17 protein-coding genes are annotated in these 17,746 nt (G+C 65.1%); 3 read left to right on the plus strand and 14 right to left on the minus strand.

What is annotated here, in order from left to right:
• Positions 1 to 63 precede the first annotated feature (63 nt).
• Complete coding sequence (locus GGR00_RS16995; protein WP_184700067.1) at positions 64 to 1,002, plus strand: tyrosine recombinase XerC; 939 nt, start codon at positions 64 to 66, stop codon at positions 1,000 to 1,002.
• Positions 1,003 to 1,072: 70 nt separating this feature from the next.
• Positions 1,073 to 2,143 carry a TraB/GumN family protein gene (locus GGR00_RS17000; RefSeq protein ID WP_184700088.1) on the plus strand — a complete coding sequence of 357 codons (1,071 nt, stop codon included), beginning with the start codon at positions 1,073 to 1,075 and terminating at the stop codon, positions 2,141 to 2,143.
• A 98-nt stretch (positions 2,144 to 2,241) separates the two neighbouring features.
• Here the strand turns inward: GGR00_RS17000 and GGR00_RS17005 are convergent, their stop codons facing one another.
• From GGR00_RS17005 to mdh, 13 genes are all read right to left on the minus strand, one after another.
• Positions 2,242 to 2,712 carry a DUF2867 domain-containing protein gene (locus GGR00_RS17005; protein ID WP_184700068.1) on the minus strand — a complete coding sequence of 157 codons (471 nt, stop codon included), beginning with the start codon at positions 2,710 to 2,712 and terminating at the stop codon, positions 2,242 to 2,244.
• A 36-nt stretch (positions 2,713 to 2,748) separates the two neighbouring features.
• Complete coding sequence (locus GGR00_RS17010) at positions 2,749 to 2,943, minus strand: hypothetical protein (RefSeq protein ID WP_156381218.1); 195 nt, start codon at positions 2,941 to 2,943, stop codon at positions 2,749 to 2,751.
• A 393-nt stretch (positions 2,944 to 3,336) separates the two neighbouring features.
• Complete coding sequence (gene lpdA, locus GGR00_RS17015) at positions 3,337 to 4,743, minus strand: dihydrolipoyl dehydrogenase (protein ID WP_184700069.1); 1,407 nt, start codon at positions 4,741 to 4,743, stop codon at positions 3,337 to 3,339.
• Positions 4,744 to 4,769: 26 nt separating this feature from the next.
• Positions 4,770 to 5,525: an SDR family oxidoreductase gene (locus GGR00_RS17020; RefSeq protein ID WP_184700070.1), complete on the minus strand. Its 756-nt coding sequence runs from the start codon at positions 5,523 to 5,525 to the stop codon at positions 4,770 to 4,772.
• Positions 5,522 to 6,016 carry a hypothetical protein gene (locus tag GGR00_RS17025; protein WP_055975305.1) on the minus strand — a complete coding sequence of 165 codons (495 nt, stop codon included), beginning with the start codon at positions 6,014 to 6,016 and terminating at the stop codon, positions 5,522 to 5,524. The genes GGR00_RS17020 and GGR00_RS17025 overlap by 4 nt, the downstream gene beginning before the upstream one ends.
• Positions 6,016 to 6,660 carry a LysE family translocator gene (locus GGR00_RS17030; protein WP_184700071.1) on the minus strand — a complete coding sequence of 215 codons (645 nt, stop codon included), beginning with the start codon at positions 6,658 to 6,660 and terminating at the stop codon, positions 6,016 to 6,018. Before GGR00_RS17030 ends, GGR00_RS17025 begins: the two co-directional genes overlap by 1 nt.
• On the minus strand, positions 6,657 to 7,112 hold the full coding sequence (locus GGR00_RS17035) for a VOC family protein (RefSeq protein WP_184700072.1): 456 nt from the start codon (positions 7,110 to 7,112) through the stop codon (positions 6,657 to 6,659). The genes GGR00_RS17030 and GGR00_RS17035 overlap by 4 nt, the downstream gene beginning before the upstream one ends.
• Positions 7,113 to 7,148: 36 nt before the next feature.
• Positions 7,149 to 7,562, minus strand: coding sequence for an MAPEG family protein (locus GGR00_RS17040; protein WP_184700073.1), 414 nt, complete (start codon positions 7,560 to 7,562; stop codon positions 7,149 to 7,151).
• A gap of 119 nt (positions 7,563 to 7,681) precedes the next feature.
• On the minus strand, positions 7,682 to 8,953 hold the full coding sequence (gene odhB, locus GGR00_RS17045; RefSeq protein ID WP_184700074.1) for a 2-oxoglutarate dehydrogenase complex dihydrolipoyllysine-residue succinyltransferase: 1,272 nt from the start codon (positions 8,951 to 8,953) through the stop codon (positions 7,682 to 7,684).
• 22 nt (positions 8,954 to 8,975) lie between these two features.
• Positions 8,976 to 11,966 carry a 2-oxoglutarate dehydrogenase E1 component gene (locus tag GGR00_RS17050; RefSeq protein ID WP_184700075.1) on the minus strand — a complete coding sequence of 997 codons (2,991 nt, stop codon included), beginning with the start codon at positions 11,964 to 11,966 and terminating at the stop codon, positions 8,976 to 8,978.
• Positions 11,967 to 12,105: 139 nt separating this feature from the next.
• Positions 12,106 to 13,002, minus strand: coding sequence for a succinate--CoA ligase subunit alpha (gene sucD / locus GGR00_RS17055; protein WP_184700076.1), 897 nt, complete (start codon positions 13,000 to 13,002; stop codon positions 12,106 to 12,108).
• 4 nt (positions 13,003 to 13,006) lie between these two features.
• A complete protein-coding gene (gene sucC / locus GGR00_RS17060; RefSeq protein ID WP_184700077.1) occupies positions 13,007 to 14,203 on the minus strand; it encodes an ADP-forming succinate--CoA ligase subunit beta in 1,197 nt (398 codons plus the stop codon).
• Positions 14,204 to 14,214: 11 nt separating this feature from the next.
• On the minus strand, positions 14,215 to 15,183 hold the full coding sequence (gene mdh, locus GGR00_RS17065) for a malate dehydrogenase (RefSeq protein ID WP_055975329.1): 969 nt from the start codon (positions 15,181 to 15,183) through the stop codon (positions 14,215 to 14,217).
• Between the two features lie 230 nt (positions 15,184 to 15,413).
• Between mdh and GGR00_RS17070 the strand changes: the two genes are divergently transcribed.
• The gene (locus GGR00_RS17070; RefSeq protein WP_184700078.1) at positions 15,414 to 15,857 is read left to right on the plus strand and encodes a GNAT family N-acetyltransferase; all 444 of its coding nucleotides are present in this window, start codon (positions 15,414 to 15,416) and stop codon (positions 15,855 to 15,857) included.
• Between the two features lie 137 nt (positions 15,858 to 15,994).
• Here GGR00_RS17070 and acnA read toward each other — a convergent pair.
• A partial coding sequence (gene acnA / locus GGR00_RS17075) for an aconitate hydratase AcnA (RefSeq protein ID WP_184700079.1) occupies positions 15,995 to 17,746 on the minus strand: 1,752 nt, incomplete at its 5' end.

Genomic DNA, 17,746 nt, shown 5'->3' on the forward strand with positions numbered 1-17,746 from the left:
CTTCACCGGTTGCTAACTTCGCTCGTTCAACACTGCCTTATTCCAATCGGACGCCGACTGCCAATGCAGGAATTCCTCATCGCTGCAAAACCCGACCTCCAGGCGGCCCGCCAGGGCTGGCTGAAGTCGCTGGCCGGCGAACGCCGCCTGTCGGCACTGACGGTCGATGCCTACGAACGCGACACGCGCCAGTTCCTGCAATTTCTCACCGGCCATTGCGGCGGCCCGCCCGGCATCTCCGACATCAGCGACCTCCGCCCGGCCGACCTGCGCGCCTATCTCGCCGCCCGCCGCACTGATGGGGCCGGCCCCCGCACGCTTGGCCGCGGCCTTGCCGGGGTGCGCTCGCTGCTGCGTTTCCTCGAACGCCAGGGACTGGTCAATGCTGCCGGCTCTGCGGCGCTGCGCGCGCCAAAACAGCCAAAATCGCTGCCCAAGCCGCTCACCGCGATCGATGCCAGGCGTGTCGTTTCGGCCGGCGAGCAATTGGCGGAGGAGCCCTGGATCGCCGCCCGCAACGCCGCCGTGCTCACCTTGCTCTACGGCTCGGGCCTGCGCATTTCCGAAGCGCTCAATCTATCCGGAACCGAGCTCGCTTCGCCCTCCGACACCGTGCTGCGCATATCGGGCAAGGGCGGCAAGACCCGCCTCGTCCCGGTCCTGCCGGTGGCCCTGCAGGCTGTCGCCGAATACCGCAAGCTCTGCCCATATCATCTCGATGCCGAAGGCGCGCTCTTTCGCGGCGCCCGCGGCGGCCGGCTCGACCCGGCGATCGTCCAGCGCGAGATGCGCAAGATGCGCTCAGCCTTGAATCTGCCTGACACGGCGACGCCGCATGCGCTGCGCCACTCCTTCGCCACCCACCTGCTCGGTCGTGGCGGCGACCTGCGCACCATCCAGGAACTGCTCGGCCACGCCAGCCTGTCGACCACCCAGGTCTATACCGGCGTCGACACCGCACGCCTGCTGGAGGTCTACGACGCCGCGCACCCCCGCGCCTGACCTCGCGAGGCTGACAATTGTCACTGCGGCATTAACCGTTTTGCCGCTTTTGGCGGCTACACAAATGCCCATGACACGTCTCACCGCCCTTGCCGACCGCGCCTCGTTGCCCGCGCTGAAGCTGCTCGCAGCACTCAACGTGCTGTTCTTCGTCCTGTTCTTCGCCGTCGCGTTTCTGTTCGCCGGCAAGGCCCATGCCGAAGCGCCCGTCTGCACCGGCTCCGACATCCTGGCGGAACTCGCCAAGGACAGCCCGGCGGTTCTGGCCAGGATCGAGACCGAGGCCAAGGCCACGCTGAACGGCCAGGGCCTGTTGTGGAAGCTGGAAAAGCCCGGCCAGAAGCCGTCATGGCTCTACGGCACCATGCATGTCACTGATCCGCGCGTCACCAAGCTCCAGCCCGAGGCGCAGAAGGCCTTCGACGGCTCGCACACTTTGGTCATCGAAACCACCGATGTGCTCGACCAGAACGCCATGGTCGCCAGCCTGATGAAGCAGCCCGAACTGATGATGTTCACCGACAGCACGACGTTGCCGTCGCTGATGTCCCCGGAAGAACTCGAAACCGTCAATGCCGCACTCGAAGCACGCGGCATCCCGCCGGCAAGCGTCTCCAAGATGAAGCCGTGGATGCTGTCGTCCATGGTCGCGCTGCCGGCCTGCGAGCTGACCCGCAAAGCCGCCGGCGCGCCGGTGCTCGACATCCTCATCGCCCAGCAGGCCAAGGCCGCCGGCAAGGAGGTCAAGGGGCTGGAGAGCGCCGCCGACCAGCTTTCGGCCATGGCCTCGCTGCCGATCGAGTTCCACATCAAGGGCCTTGTCGAGACCCTCAAGCTCGGCAACCGCATGGACGACGTCATCGAAACCATGGTCGTGCTCTACCAACGCGGCGACACCGGCATGTTCTGGCCGCTGTTCCGCAATGCCCTGCCATCCGGCGGCTCCGACGATTCCGGCTACGCCGCCTTCGAGGAAACGATGGTGACGACGCGCAACAAGACCATGGCCGAGCGCAGCGCACCTCTCGTCGCCCAGGGCGACGTGTTCATGGCCGTCGGCGCACTGCACCTGCCCGGCCCCGAAGGCCTGGTCGAGCTGTACCGCAAGGCCGGCTACACCGTCACTGCTGCCGACCGCTAGAGCAATTCCAGGAAAAGTGTGCAGCGGTTTTCCGTCCGGAATTGCGCAATAACAAGAGCTTAGAGCGTTTTCGCGATTCGAAGAAAAGCAGAAACACTCTAGCCGGCCACCCGGGCCAGCATCGCCGGAACGATGATGCGGTGGAACGGCATGACGACGGCAAGGTAGATCCGGCCGAACCGGTTGTGCGGCCTGACCAGCGTCGTCGCGCTGACCTCCTGCCGCCCAGCGCCCAGTTCCCTGACCTCGACCAGCAGCCGGAAATCGAGATGTCGGTCGTCGAGGCCGAGAACCATCCGCTCCGGCGCCTCGCTGATCACCGGAAACATCCCCACCAGCTTTTGCTTGGGCGGCAGGTCGCCGTGCCCGGTTTTCAGCCCGAACGGCCGCACCAGCAGATTGCGCAGCATCATCAGCCGGCCGATCCAGGCCGGGCCATTGACGATGGCGCGCTCCGCCGATGTCATGGCATCCAGCGACTGCCCGCCGACCACCACGGCGTAGCGGTCGGCAAAGCTGGTGCCGGGCAGAATTTCGTCTGTGTCGGAAAGGCACTGCACCACGGGCATGTCGCTGGCCTCAGGGTCGCTGCATCTCGCTCGAAGCTAGCGCGAATTGCGGGCCTCGGCGGCGTGGCGAAACGCCGCCGTCCCCGCCTCCTGCCCGCCATCCACCGTCGGCCTGCTGTATTTGCAGTCTTTTTTCGTCTCCGGTGAAACCGAAATGCGTTTCGCGCGTTGATTGCGATGTTCACGCAATGATTGCGGAGCGCAGCTGAGGGAGATCTCAATGGTGAACAATCCAGATCCAGGACGCCCCACCGGTCAGTCGAGCATGGGCAGCACGTGGCTGATAGCCATCATCGTCGTGCTGCTCGCCGCCGTGGCTTACTACATCTTCGGCCCGACCGGAGAAGCGCCAGCACCGGCCGAACCCCCGGCTGCGACAACGCCAGCTCCCGCTCCGGCAGAACCGGCACCCGCCCCCGCGCCGGCAGAGCCTGCCCCTGCGCCCGCACCGGCGGAGCCTGCTCCTGCGCCAGCTCCGGCTGAACCGGCTCCGGCTCCTGCTGAGCCCGCCCCGGCAACACCGGCGCCTGCCCCGGCAGCCCCTGCCAACTGAGGTTGGTCCCGACATGCAAACGGCCCGCTCAAGAGCGGGCCGTTTTTTGTTTTCAGGCGTGGTCGCCGGTCCTACATGTGGATCGGCTTGAAGAAGGTGGCGAGCGCCGCCTCCTTGACCGCTTCCGACATCGTCGGATGCGCGTGGCAGGTGCGGCCGAGGTCTTCCGACGACCCGCCGAATTCCATCAGCACCGCCGCCTCGTGGATCATCTCGCCGGCGCCGAAGCCGACGATGTGCACCCCCAGAACCTTGTCGCTGTCCTTGTCGGCCAAGACCTTGACGAAGCCGTCGGTGTGCAGCATGGCGCGCGCCCGGCCATTGGCCGTGAACGGGAACTTGCCGGCCTTGTAGGCGATCCCGGCCTTCTTGAGTTCTTCTTCGGTCTTGCCGACCGAGGCGACCTCGGGGCTGGTGTAGACCACGCCGGGAATGACGTCGTAGTTCACATGGCCGGCCTGGCCGGCAGTGATCTCGGCAACCGCCACGCCTTCGTCCTCAGCCTTGTGCGCCAGCATCGGGCCCGCGACGACGTCGCCGATGGCGTAGATGCCGGCGACGTTGGTGCGCAGGTGGCCGTCGGTCTTGACCCGGCCGCGCTCGTCCATCTCGACGCCCGCCTCCTTGAGTCCGAGGCCTTCGGTGTAGGGCTTGCGGCCCGTGGCGACCAGCACGACGTCAGCCTCGATGGTCTCGGCAGCACCGCCCTTGACCGGCTCGAAGGTCACAGTCGCGCCCTTCTTGGCCTTGGCGACACCGGTCACCTTGGAGCCGAGCTTGAACTCGAAGCCCTGCTTGGCCAGCATGCGCTGGAACTGCTTGGCGACGTCGCCGTCCATGCCGCCCAGGATGGAGTCGAGGTACTCGACCACCGTCACCTTGGCGCCGAGGCGCGCCCACACCGAGCCGAGCTCGAGGCCGATGACACCACCGCCGACAACCACCAGGTGGCCGGGAACCTTTTCCAGCGACAGGCCGCCGGTCGACGAGATGATCACCTTCTCGTCGAAGGCGACGTCGACGCCCGGAATGCCGGCGACGTCCGAGCCCGTGGCGATGACGATGTTCTTGGTCTCGATTTCCTGGCTCTTGCCGTCAGCACCGGTCACGCCGACCTTGCCCGCGCCCAGCACCTTGCCGGTGCCCTGGAAGCTCTCGATCTTGTTCTTCTTGAACAGGAACGACACGCCGGTCACGTTGGCGGCGACGGTGGCGTCCTTGTGCGCCATCATCTTCTTCAGGTTCATCTTCGGCGTGCCGACCTCGACGCCGAGCGCATCGAAGGAATGCTGCGCCTCGGCCAGCATTTCCGAGGCGTGCAGCAACGCCTTGGAGGGGATGCAGCCGATGTTCAGGCAGGTGCCGCCGAAGGTCGCGTTCTTCTCGACCACGGCGACCTTCAATCCGAGCTGTGCCGCCTTGATGGCGCACACATAGCCGCCTGGGCCCGAGCCGATTACGACGACGTCATATGCCATTGTTCTTTCCTTCTTGCCTGGGGCGGTCAGCGGCCGCCGCTCACGTTCAAAATCGAGCCCGTCGTATATGATGCCTCATCCGACAAAAGCCAGATGACGGCGTGGGCAACTTCCTCAGCCTTGCCTTCGCGCTTCACCGGCACCATGCCGCGAATGGCGGCGATCCGGTCCGGCTGCCCGCCGGACGCATGGATCTCGGTGTCGATGATGCCGGGGCGCACCGCGTTGACGCGCACGCCCTCGGTCGCCACTTCCTTGGCAAGCCCGATGGTCAAGGTGTCAATCGCCCCCTTGGAAGCGGCATAGTCGACATATTCGCCGGGAGAACCCAGTGTGGCCGCCACCGACGAGATGTTGACGATCGCGCCGCCGGCGCCGCCGTGCAGGCTCGACATGCGCTTCACCGCCTCGCGGGCGCACAGGATCGAGCCGACGACATTGATGCGCATCATGCGCTCCAGCCGGGCCGCGCTCATCTCGTCGACGCGCGCCTTCATGTCGACAACGCCGGCATTGTTGACGAAGGCATCCAGCCGGCCGAACGTCTTGTCGACCTCGGCGAACATGGCCAGCACGTCGGCCTCGTTGCCGACATCGCCCTTGATGGCGATGGCCTCGCCGCCGGCTGCCTTCAGTTCCGTCACCAGGGCATTGGCCGCCGCATCGTTGGCGACATAGGAAAAGGCCACGCGATAGCCTGCCTCGGCACCAAGCCGGCAGATGGCGGCTCCGATGCCGCGGCTGCCGCCGGTCACCAGCAGTACCTTTCGGTGAGCGCTCATTCCTGGCACCCCTGTATCTCGAACACGTCCCACGGCACTTTCGAAAAGCCGTCCGGACCATAGGCCGCCGACATGCGCAGCGAATGGCCAAGGTCGGCAAAGATCAGCTTCTTGGGTGCTGCCGCCGCGATGCGCTCGCGCGGCAGCAGCCCGACATTGCCCTGCTCGTCGACGCTGTAGATCACGCCTTGCCACACCGTGCAGGCATCCAGCTCCTCGCCGGTCACATCGCCTTCCGGGCACTGGTGCATTAGCATGCCGTTGGGCCGCGCCACCTCGTCCGACCACATCACCACGCCGTCGAGCACGATGTCGTTGTCCATCACCATCTTGAAGCTGTTGGTGACTGTCGCCGACTCCAGCGTCGGCCGGAAGTCGATCGACGCCGCCTTGTCGCGGTCGCCATAGACGGCCAGTTCGATCGGGCAGGCGGCGTTGGCCGTCGTCGCCCAGAGCACCGCCACAGCCGGGATCAGGGCCGCGAACCGCATCAGCCGGCCTGTACGGTGGCGAGCTTCACGCCAAGCCCGATGAAGATCATGCCGGTCGCCTTGTTGAACCAGCGGCCCCAGGAGACGAAGCGCTCGCGCACCGACGCCATGGTGAAGAACATCGACACGCCGACGAACCAGGCGATCAGCACCACAGCCATCAGCAGGCCGTAGACGCCCTTCACGCTCGCCGGCGTTTCGTGACTCACCATCGCCGTGAACAGCGGCACGAAGAACAGCACCGCCTTGGGGTTGAGCGCGTTGGTGACGAACCCCATCAGGAAGCAGCGCACAGCCGAAATCGACTTCGGCCCGTCAGCCTCCTCCGGCACGTCGACGGAGACCATGTCCATCGGACCGGCGCGCAGCGCCATGATGCCGAGATAGACGAGATAGGCGGCACCGGCCCATTTCAGCATTGAAAACAAAAGCAGCGACTTCGACACGATCAGCCCGATGCCAAGGATGGTGTAGCTGACATGGAACAAAAGCGACGTGCCGATGCCGAAGCTGGTGATGATCGCCGCGCGGCGGCCATGCACCACGCTCTGGCGCACCACCATCACGAAATCGGCGCCGGGCACCACCATCAGCACCGAAAACACCGCCAGCAGGCCGGCAAATTCGAACACGTATTGCGTCATGTCCTGTCCTCCGCCGCCGTGCCCAGGGCAGCGTTGCCCAGGGGCGCGTTGAAGGCCCAGACATGGCCAAACGGATCGCGGATGCGGCCGTAGCGGGCGCCCCAGAACACATCGTCCGGTTCCATGGTGATCTCGGCACCGGCGGCGACCGCGCGCTCGACGGCCTGGTCGACTTCGCCGGGCAGCTTCAGGTTGATGTTGACGGTCATGCCGGCGCCGCCTCGCGACAGCGGCGACAGCACGTCGGCGCCGATTTCGGGAAACTCGTCGTGCAGCATCACTTCGCTGCCGAACATGGCAAGGTTGGCATGCAGCACGCGCACCCCGTCATCGGCCAACTGCTCGAAGGTCTCGACCGCGTCGAACGCCTTCTCGTAAAAGGCAATCGCTTCCTTGCCGCCCTTGACGCAGAGATGCACCTGGATCGGGGGAATGTCGGGTTCGAATGCCATGCAACCGTCTCGTTTCCGTTTCTTCAGGCGGCAAGGTTACGTCATCAGGCGGACGATCATCAGGACCAGTCCGGCAATCGAAACGAACCAGACGATCGAGCGCAGCACTGGCACGCCGGTCACGTACAGGACCGCATAAGCGACGCGTGCGACGATCCACATCATCGCCCCGACGGCGCCCAGGTCGCCGGTCTTGCCGGTAACGGCCAGCGCCAGCGCCAGCCCGATGAAGACCGGATAGGTCTCCAGCATGTTGTTGAGCGACCTGATGAGCCGCCCTGCCACCACGCTTTTCGGCACGCGCTGTTCGTCGCGCGGGCCGAGCAGGTATTTCGTGCCGAGACCGTCGGAGAGATCGAGCGCCAGCGCCTGCACGAGTATGTGCGCGATCAGCAGCACCGCGCTCCAGCCAAGCACCCAGATTTCAGTCGATACAGCCGCGGCTTCCATCACGTCTCCCCACTCTCAACATCGCTGATCAGCAAGGCGTTCCCGATTACCGGCAATTCCCCCGGAGGTAAGGGAAGGCAGGGTGCCCGGCCACGCGGGCACCCCTTGAGCTTGTCCGATCAGAGATCGAGGACCAGGCGCTCCGGATCTTCCAGGCTGTCCTTGACGCGAACCAGGAAGGTCACGGCTTCCTTGCCGTCGACGATGCGGTGATCGTAGGACAGCGCGAGATACATCATCGGACGGATGACGATCTGGCCGCCGACGACCATCGGGCGCTCCTGGATCTTGTGCATGCCGAGGATGCCCGACTGCGGTGCATTGAGGATCGGCGTCGACATCAGCGAGCCGTAGACACCGCCGTTCGAGATGGTGAAGGTGCCGCCCTGCATGTCGGCGACCGACAGCTTGCCGTCACGCGCCGCGAAGCCGAGACGGCCGATTTCCTTCTCGATCTCGGCGATCGACATCTGGTCGGCATCGCGCACCACCGGCACCACCAGGCCCTTGTCGGTGCCGACGGCGACGCCGATATGGGCGAAGTTCTTGTAGATGATGTCGGTGCCGTCGATCTCGGCATTGACCGCCGGGATCTCCTTCAGCGCATGCGTCACCGCCTTGGTGAAGAAACCCATGAAGCCGAGCTTCACGCCGTGCTTCTTCTCGAAGATGTCCTTGTACTTGGTGCGCAGCGCCATCACGGCGCTCATGTCGACCTCGTTGAAGGTGGTCAGCATGGCGGCAGCCGACTGCGCCTCCTTGAGGCGGCGCGCGATCGTCTGGCGCAGCTTGGTCATGCGCACGCGCTCTTCGCGCGGTGCGTCCGCCGTGGCCGACGGAGCGCGTGCGGCCACCGGGGCGGCAGGCGCTGCCGGCGCCGCGGCGGGAGCAGAAACACCCTTGGCGATGGCTTCGAGCACGTCGCCCTTCAGCACCTGGCCGCGCTTGCCCGAACCGGCGACCTGGTCGACCGAGAGGTTGGTCTCGGCGAGCAGCTTGGCGGCTGCCGGTGCCGGCGGCATCTTGCGTTCTTCGATCGGCGGCTCGCCTGCGATCTTGGCGGTCTGGGCAACCGCCTCCTTGACCGTCGAAGCGGCTTCCGGCGCGGACGCCTGCGCCACTGCAGCGGGCTTGGCGGCCGTTGCGGCCCCGTCGCCGGCACCGATGGTGCCGAGCAGCGCGCCGACGCCGACGGTCTCGCCTTCCTTGACCGTCAGCTCGACCAGCACGCCGGCGGCGGGCGCCGGCACTTCGATGGTGACCTTGTCGGTCTCGAGCTCGACCAAGGGTTCGTCGACGGCGATCGCGTCGCCGGCCTTCTTGAACCACTTGCCGATCGTTGCCTCGGAAACGGATTCGCCGAGGGTGGGGACACGGATTTCGGTAGCCATTTTTTGCCTGTCCGTTCTTGGGTTATTCGCCGAGGGCGTCGTCGAGGAATGCCTGGAGCTGCGCCAGGTGCTTGGACATCAGGCCCGTCGCCGGAGAGGCGGCGGCCGGACGGCCGGTGTAGCGCACGCGCTGGTGCTTGGCGTCGATATGGGCGAGCACCCATTCCAGGTACGGATCGATGAACGACCACGCACCCATGTTCTTGGGCTCTTCCTGGCACCACACCATCTCCGCGTTGCGGAAGCGGCTGAGCTCGGTGATCAGCGCCTTGGCCGGGAACGGGTAGAGCTGCTCGACGCGCAGCAGGTAGATGTCGTCGATGCCGCGCTTCTCGCGCTCCTCGTACAGGTCGTAATACACCTTGCCGGTGCACAGCACGACGCGGCGGATCTTCGAATCCTTGACCAGCTTGATCGGCTCGTTGCCGAGATACTGGGCGTCGTCCCACAAAAGGCGGTGGAACGAGCTCTCGCCCGAGATCTCCGACAGCGAAGAAACCGCCCGCTTGTGGCGCAGCAGCGACTTCGGCGTCATCAGGATCAGCGGCTTGCGGAAATCGCGCTTCAGCTGCCGGCGCAGGATGTGGAAGTAGTTGGCCGGCGTGGTGACGTTGGCCACCTGCATGTTGTCTTCGGCGCACAGCTGCAGGAAGCGCTCGAGGCGTGCCGACGAGTGCTCCGGACCCTGGCCTTCATAGCCGTGCGGCAAGAGGCAGACGAGGCCCGACATGCGCAGCCACTTGCGTTCGCCCGACGAGATGAACTGGTCGAACACCACCTGCGCGCCGTTGGCGAAGTCGCCGAACTGCGCCTCCCACAGCGTCAGCGCCTTCGGTTCGGCAAGCGAGTAGCCGTATTCGAAACCGAGCACGGCCTCTTCCGAGAGCATCGAGTTGATGACCTCGTAGCCGGCCTGCGCCGCCGACAGGTTGTTGAGCGGGATGTAGCGGTTCTCGTCGCGCTGGTCGTAGAGCACGGTGTGGCGCTGCGAGAAGGTACCGCGCTCGGAATCCTGGCCCGAAAGGCGGACCGGGTTTCCGTCGAGCAGGATCGAGCCGAACGCCAGCGATTCCGCCGTCGCCCAGTCGATGCCTTCGCCCGATTCGATCGCCTGGCGGCGGTTTTCGAGGAAGCGGCCGATGGTGCGGTGGACCTCGAAGTCCTTCGGCACTTCGGTCAGCTTCTTGCCGATTTCCTTCAGCGTCTTGACCGGCACGGCGGTCTTGCCACGGCGCTGTTCGTCCTGGTTGTCGGCCGTGCGCATGCCCGACCAGGCGCCGTCCAGCCAGTCTGCCTTGTTGGGCTTGTAGGCCTGGCCGGCCTCGAACTCGGCTTCCAGGAAGCCGCGCCAGTCGGCGCGCATCTTGTCGACCTCGGCCTGGTTCATCAGGCCTTCGGCCATCAGCTTGTCGGCATAGGTCTGCACCGTGGTCTTATGGGTGCGGATATTGCGGTACATGATCGGCTGCGTGAACGCAGGCTCGTCGCCTTCGTTGTGGCCGAAGCGGCGGTAGCAGAACATGTCCACGACCACCGGCTTGTGGAACTTCATGCGGAATTCGGTCGCGACCTTGGCCGCGAACACCACCGCCTCCGGATCGTCGCCGTTGACATGGAAGATCGGCGCCTCGATCATCTTGGCAACGTCCGACGGATAGGGCGACGAGCGCGAGAAACGCGGATTCGTCGTGAAGCCGATCTGGTTGTTGATGATGAAGTGCAGCGTGCCGGCGACGCGGTGGCCGCGCAGGCCCGACAGGCCGAGGATTTCCGCGATCACGCCCTGTCCGGCGAATGCCGCATCGCCGTGCAGCAGAAGCGGCATCACCTTGGCGCGCTCTTCCTGCGGCACGATCTCGCCGCGGGCCCGGCCGAACAGCTGGTCCTGCTTGGCGCGCGCCTTGCCCATCACCACCGGATCGACGATCTCGAGATGCGAGGGGTTGGCGGTCAGCGACAGGTGCACCTTGTTGCCATCGAACTCGCGGTCCGACGACGCACCGAGATGGTACTTCACGTCGCCCGAGCCCTCGACGTCGTCAGGCGCGTAGGAACCGCCCTTGAACTCGTGGAACACGGCGCGGTGCGGCTTGGCCATCACGTTGGTCAGCACGTTGAGACGGCCGCGGTGGGCCATGCCGAGCACAGCTTCCTTCAGGCCGAGCGCGCCGCCGCGCTTGATGATCTGTTCAAGCGCCGGGATCAGCGATTCGCCGCCGTCGAGGCCGAAGCGCTTGGTGCCCTTGTACTTGACGTCGATGAACTGCTCGAAGCCCTCGGCCTCGATCAGCTTCTGCAGGATCGCCTTCTTGCCCACCGGCGTGAATTCGATCGCCTTGTCCGGACCTTCGATGCGGGCCTGGATCCACGCCTTCTCCTCGGGATCGGAGATGTGCATGAACTCGACGCCGAGCGTCGAGCAATACGTGCGCTTCAGGATCTCGAGCATCTCGCGGATCGTCGCGTATTCGAGGCCGAGCACGTGGTCGATGAAGATCGGCCGGTCGTAGTCGGCGTCGGTGAAGCCGTATGCCTCCGGCGAGAGCTCGTTGTAGTCTTCGAGCGGCTTGGCGATGCCGAGCGGGTCGAGGTTGGCGTGCAGGTGGCCGCGCATGCGGTAGGCGCGGATCATCATGATGGCGCGCACAGAATCGCGCGTCGCCTGCAGCACGTCGGCCTTGGACGGCTCGGCGCCGGTGGCGGCCACGGCCTTGTCCTTGACCTTCTTTTCCAGGTGCTTCTCGACCAGACCCCAGTTGCCGTCGAGTGCCGACACCAGTTCGCCATTGGCCTGCAGCGGCCAGCTCGGGGTCGACCACGAGGCGCCCTTGGCATTCTGGCGGATGTCGCCGGCGTCGTCCTTCAGGGCCGAGAAGAAGTCGCGCCACTCGGGATCGACCGCTTCCGGATCGTCAAGGAAGGCAGCGTGCAACGCCTCGATGTAGTCGGCGTTGCCGCCATAGAGGAACGAAGTGAGGGAAAATTGATCGTTGGCCTGATCTGATCGCGCCATCTTACCGCTCGGAGCCTCTGGCTCCTCTCCTGTTTCAGCGCCAATAGAGAGTAGCGAATAGCGAGTAGGACTTTGCTTTTGCTTGGTCGCTCATCGCTCTTCGCTACTCCCTATTCGCTACTCTCTATTGGCTGTTAACTTAGCCCTTGATCGCCTCAACCAGTGTCGTGCCGAGACGTGCCGGCGACGGCGACACGCGGATGCCCGCTGCCTCCATCGCCGCGATCTTGTCTTCCGCGCCGCCCTTGCCGCCGGAGATCACAGCACCCGCATGACCCATTGTGCGGCCTTCCGGTGCGGTGCGTCCGGCGATGAAGCCGGCCATCGGCTTCTTGCGGCCGCGCTTGGCCTCGTCGATGAGGAACTGCGCTGCGTCCTCTTCGGCCGAGCCGCCGATTTCGCCGATCATGATGATCGACTTGGTCTCGTCGTCGGCCAGGAACATCTCGAGCATGTCGATGAATTCCGTGCCCTTGACCGGGTCGCCGCCGATGCCGACCGCCGTCGACTGGCCGAGGCCCGCATTGGTGGTCTGGAACACCGCCTCATAGGTAAGCGTTCCCGAGCGCGAAACAACGCCGACCGAGCCCTTGCGGAAGATGTTGCCTGGCATGATGCCGATCTTGCACTGGTCCGGCGTAACGATGCCCGGGCAGTTCGGGCCGATCAGCCGCGAGGCCGAGCGGTCGAGGCGTGCCTTGACCTTGATCATGTCGGAGACCGGGATGCCCTCGGTGATGCAGACGATCAGCGGGATCTCGGCGTCGATCGCCTCGATGATCGCAGCCGCAGCCCCTGCCGGCGGGACATAGACCACTGATGCGTTTGCGCCGGTCTTTTCCTTGCCTTCGGCAACCGTCGAGAAGATCGGCAGCGGTACCGAGCCGTCCCACTTCTCGCCGCCCTTCTTGGGGTGGATGCCGCCGACCATCTGGGTGCCGTGATAGGCCAGCGCCTGCTCGGTGTGGAACGAACCGGTGTTGCCGGTCAGGCCCTGCACCAGGATCTTGGTGTTCTTGTCGATGAGAATGGACATTGGCTCAGTTTCCCTTCACCGCGGCGACGATCTTCTTCGCCGCGTCGTCGAGGTCGTCGGCGGAAACGACGTTCAGCCCGCTCTCGTTGATGATCTTCTTGCCCAGTTCGGCATTGGTGCCTTCGAGGCGAACCACCAGCGGAACCTTGAGACCGACTTCCTTGACGGCTGCGATCACGCCTTCGGCGATGATGTCGCACTTCATGATGCCGCCGAAGATGTTGATCAGGATGCCCTTCACGGCCGGATCGGCGGTGATGATCTTGAACGCCGCCGTCACCTTCTCCTTGGAGGCGCCGCCGCCGACGTCGAGGAAGTTCGCGGGCTCGGCACCGTAGAGCTTGATGATATCCATCGTCGCCATGGCGAGGCCGGCACCGTTGACCATGCAGCCGATGTTGCCGTCGAGCGCGACATAGGCGAGGTCGTATTTCGACGCCTCGATTTCCTTGGCGTCCTCTTCGGTGGTGTCGCGCAGCTCAAGCACGTCGGCGTGGCGGAACAGCGCGTTGTTGTCGAACGACACCTTGGCGTCGAGCACGCGCAGGCGGCCGTTCTTCATGACGATCAGCGGGTTGACCTCGAGCAGGCTCATGTCCTTTTCGACGAACGCCTTGTAGAGGATCGGGAACAGGCTCTCGCCGTCCTTGGCCGCATCGCCCGACAGCTTCAGCGCGCCGTTCAGCGCCTTGAGGTCGTCGGCCGTCACGCCCTTCTCGGGGTCGATCGCAACGGTGATGATCTTTTCCGGCGTGTCGTGGGCGACAGCCTCGATGTCCATGCCGCCTTCGGTCGAAACCACGAAGGCGACGCGGCCGACCGAACGGTCGACCAGGATCGACAGGTACAGCTCGCGGTCGATGTCGGCGCCGTCTTCGATGTAGAGGCGGTTGACCTGCTTGCCGGCCGGGCCGGTCTGCTTGGTCACCAGCGTGTTGCCGAGCATCTCCTTGGCGAACGCCACAACCTCGTCGACCGACTTGGCGAGGCGCACGCCGCCCTTGGCGTCGGCCGGCAGTTCCTTGAACTTGCCCTTGCCGCGGCCGCCGGCATGGATCTGGCTCTTCACGACGTAGAGCGGGCCCGGCAGCGCCTTGGCCGCCGCTTCCGCTTCCTCGATCTTGAACACCGGTACGCCGTCAGCGACGGGCGCACCGAAACCCTTGAGCAGTTGCTTGCCCTGGTACTCGTGGATGTTCATACGCTTGGTCCTTACTTCTTGGCGAGGTTCGGCGCGATCGCGACGCAGGCCTCGCACAGGCCCTTCACCGCTTCGACCGATTTCTCGAACATCTTCTGCTCGGCCTTGTTGAAGTCGAGTTCGATGATGCGCTCGACGCCACCGGCGCCGATCACCACGGGCACGCCGACATACATGTCCTTGACGCCATACTGGCCCGACAGGTGCGTCGCGCAGGGCAGCACGCGCTTCTTGTCCTTGAGGTAGGCCTCGGCCATCTGGATCGCCGACGAGGCCGGCGCGTAATAGGCCGAGCCGGTCTTGAGCAGGCCGACGATCTCGCCGCCGCCCTTGCGGGTGCGCTCGACGATGGCGTCGAGCTTGTCCTGGCTGGTCCAGCCCATCTTGATCAGGTCCGGCAGCGGGATGCCGGCAACCGTCGAGTAGCGCGTCATCGGCACCATGTCGTCGCCGTGGCCGCCCAGCGTCATAGCGCTGACGTCCTCGACCGAAACCTTGAACTCTTCCGACAGGAAGTAGCGGAAACGGGCCGAGTCGAGCACGCCGGCCATGCCGACGACGTGGCTCTTGGGCAGGCCCGAGAACTTCTGCAGCGCCCACACCATGGCGTCGAGCGGGTTGGTGATGCAGATGACGAAAGCCTTAGGCGCATACTTCTTGATGCCGGCGCCAACCTGCTCCATCACCTTGAGGTTGATGCCGAGCAGGTCGTCACGGCTCATGCCCGGCTTGCGCGGCACGCCGGCGGTGACGATGCAGACGTCGGCACCCTCGATGCCGGCATAGTCGTTGACGCCGGTGAAGCGCGAGTCGAAGCCGTCGACCGGCGAGGACTGGGCGATGTCGAGGCCCTTGCCCTGCGGCGTGCCCTCGGCAATATCGAACAGAACCACGTCGCCGAGATCCTTGAGACCGACCATGTGGGCGAGCGTGCCGCCAATCATGCCGGAGCCGATGAGGGCTATCTTGTTGCGTGCCATGAAGGAATTTCCCTTTGCCTTTAACGACGCCGTGGCGGCGGGGTGGAGTAGGTTTGGGCCAGGAGGCCGCGAGAATGCAGCCAGAAATAGCGGCTCGCAATAGCTCTGCGGCCAAAAAAATTCAACCGATTATTTCGACCTCAACTTTTTCAATCGGTTAGAAACAATGGGATTTACGTAAACGTCAAAGTTTTATGACAAAAATACAAACGAAGGATGAAGGCGCTGCAATGACTGCTATCCAGATCCGCAGACTCGTCCCCGGCGATGAAGCCCTTCTCGGCACCGTCGCGCCCGACGTCTTCGACGCCCCCGTTGACCCAGTCCGCGTCGACGTCTGCCTTGCCGCGCCCGGCCACCTGCTCTTCGTCGCCCTCGATGATGGCCAGGTTGTGGCGCAGGCCGCCGGCATGATCCACCACCATGCCGACCGGTCGCCGGAACTCTACATCGACAATGTCGGCGTCTCGCCCGCCTGGCGCCGCCTCGGCATCGCCAACCTCCTGGTCGACGCCCTTTTCGCCGCCGGCCGCGACGCAGGCTGCGAGGAAGCCTGGCTCGGCACCGAACCCGACAACCTTGCTGCGCGCGCACTCTACGGGCAACGCACGGAGCCTGCGGAAGCCGCAGAGACATTCGTCATGTACGCCCACGACCTGCGCGCCGGAAGCTGAGCGCAGCCCTCATCCTGAGCCTGTCGAAGGATGTATGAAGGCGGCCCACGTCACGCGACAGCCACCCGCGGCCGCCCAAACAAAAGCCGCCGGAGCTTGCGCCCCGGCGGCTGTTTCACATGAATCGCGCAGAAAGCTTACGCCGCGAGGTCGCGCAGGACGTATTGCAGGATGCCGCCGTTCTTGAAGTAGTCGAGTTCGTCGAGGGTATCGATGCGGCACAGGATCGGCACGTCCTTGGTCGAGCCGTCGGCGAAGGTGATCCTGGCCGTCATCTTCTGGCGCGGCTTGATCGTCTCGAGGCCGTCGATCGTCACCTGCTCGTCGCCCTTGAGACCGAGCGTCTTCCAGCTCGTGCCCTCTTCGAAGGTGAACGGGATCACGCCCATGCCGACCAGGTTCGAGCGGTGGATGCGCTCGAACGACTGGGCGATGACCGCGCGGACGCCGAGCAGGTTGGTGCCCTTGGCCGCCCAGTCGCGCGACGAGCCGTTGCCGTATTCGACGCCGGCGAAGATCACCAGCGGCACGCCCTCGGCGCGGTACTGCATGGCGGCATCGTAGATCGGCATCTCTTCCTTGGACGGGTAGTGGAAGGTGTAGCCACCCTCGCGGCCGTTCTCGCCCAGCATGTGGTTGCGGATGCGGATGTTGGCGAAGGTGCCGCGCATCATCACCTCGTGGTTGCCACGGCGCGTGCCGTACTGGTTGAAGTCGGCGACGCCGACGCCATTGTCGGTCAGGTACTTGCCGGCGGGCGAGGCCGCCTTGATCGAACCGGCCGGCGAGATGTGGTCGGTGGTGATCTTGTCGCCGAACAGGCCGAGCACGCGCGCGCCCTCGATCTTGCCGATCGCCCCCGGGCGCGAGCCCATGCCGGCGAAGTAGGGCGGGTTCTGCACATAGGTCGAGTTGTCGTCCCAGGCATAGGTCTGGCCTTCCGGCGCCTGGACGTTCTGCCAGTTCTCGTCGCCCTTGAAGACGTCGGCATATTTGCGCGCGAACAGCTCGCGGGTGACGTTTTCGGCGATGAACTGCTCGATCTCGACATTGGTCGGCCAGATATCCCTGAGGAACACCGGCTTGCCGTCGCGGTCCTCGCCCAGCGGCTCGCTCGTCAGGTCCCTGGTCACCGAGCCGGCCAGCGCATAGGCCACCACCAGCGGCGGCGACGCCAGGTAGTTGGCCTGCACGTCGGGCGACACGCGGCCTTCGAAGTTGCGGTTGCCCGACAGCACTGCAGCCCCGATCAGGCCCTTGTCGTTGATGGTCCTGGAGATCGGCGCCGGCAGCGGGCCGGAATTGCCGATGCAGGTCGTGCAGCCGAAGCCGACGAGGTTGAAGCCGATCTGGTCGAGTTCCTTCTGCAGGCCCGACTTCTCGAGATATTCGGCCACCACCTGGCTACCGGGCGCCAGCGAGGTCTTGACCCACGGCTTCTGCTTCAGGCCGATGCGGTTGGCGTTGCGGGCGAGCAGGCCGGCACCGATCAGCACGCTCGGGTTCGAGGTGTTGGTGCACGACGTGATCGCCGCGATCACCACGTCGCCATGGCCGAGGTCGAAGGTCTCGCCCTCGACGGCATAACGCTTCGACTGGTCGACGGTCTTCTTGTATTCGGCTTCAAGTGCGGTGGCGAAGCCCGCGGCGATGCCTTCGAGCGGGATGCGGCCTTCGGGGCGCTTCGGGCCGGCCATCGACGGCACCACGGTTGCCATGTCGAGCTCGAGCAGGTCGGTGAACACGGGATCGGCCGAGCTGGCGTCGCGCCACATGCCCTGGCACCTGGAATATTCCTCGACCAGCGCGATGCGGTTTTCGGCGCGGCCCGACATGTTGAGGTAGCGGATGGTCTCGGCATCGACCGGGAAGAAGCCGCAGGTCGCGCC

The organism is Aminobacter aganoensis, from assembly GCF_014206975.1.
In the GTDB taxonomy this organism is placed as follows: Bacteria; Pseudomonadota; Alphaproteobacteria; order Rhizobiales; family Rhizobiaceae; genus Aminobacter; species Aminobacter aganoensis.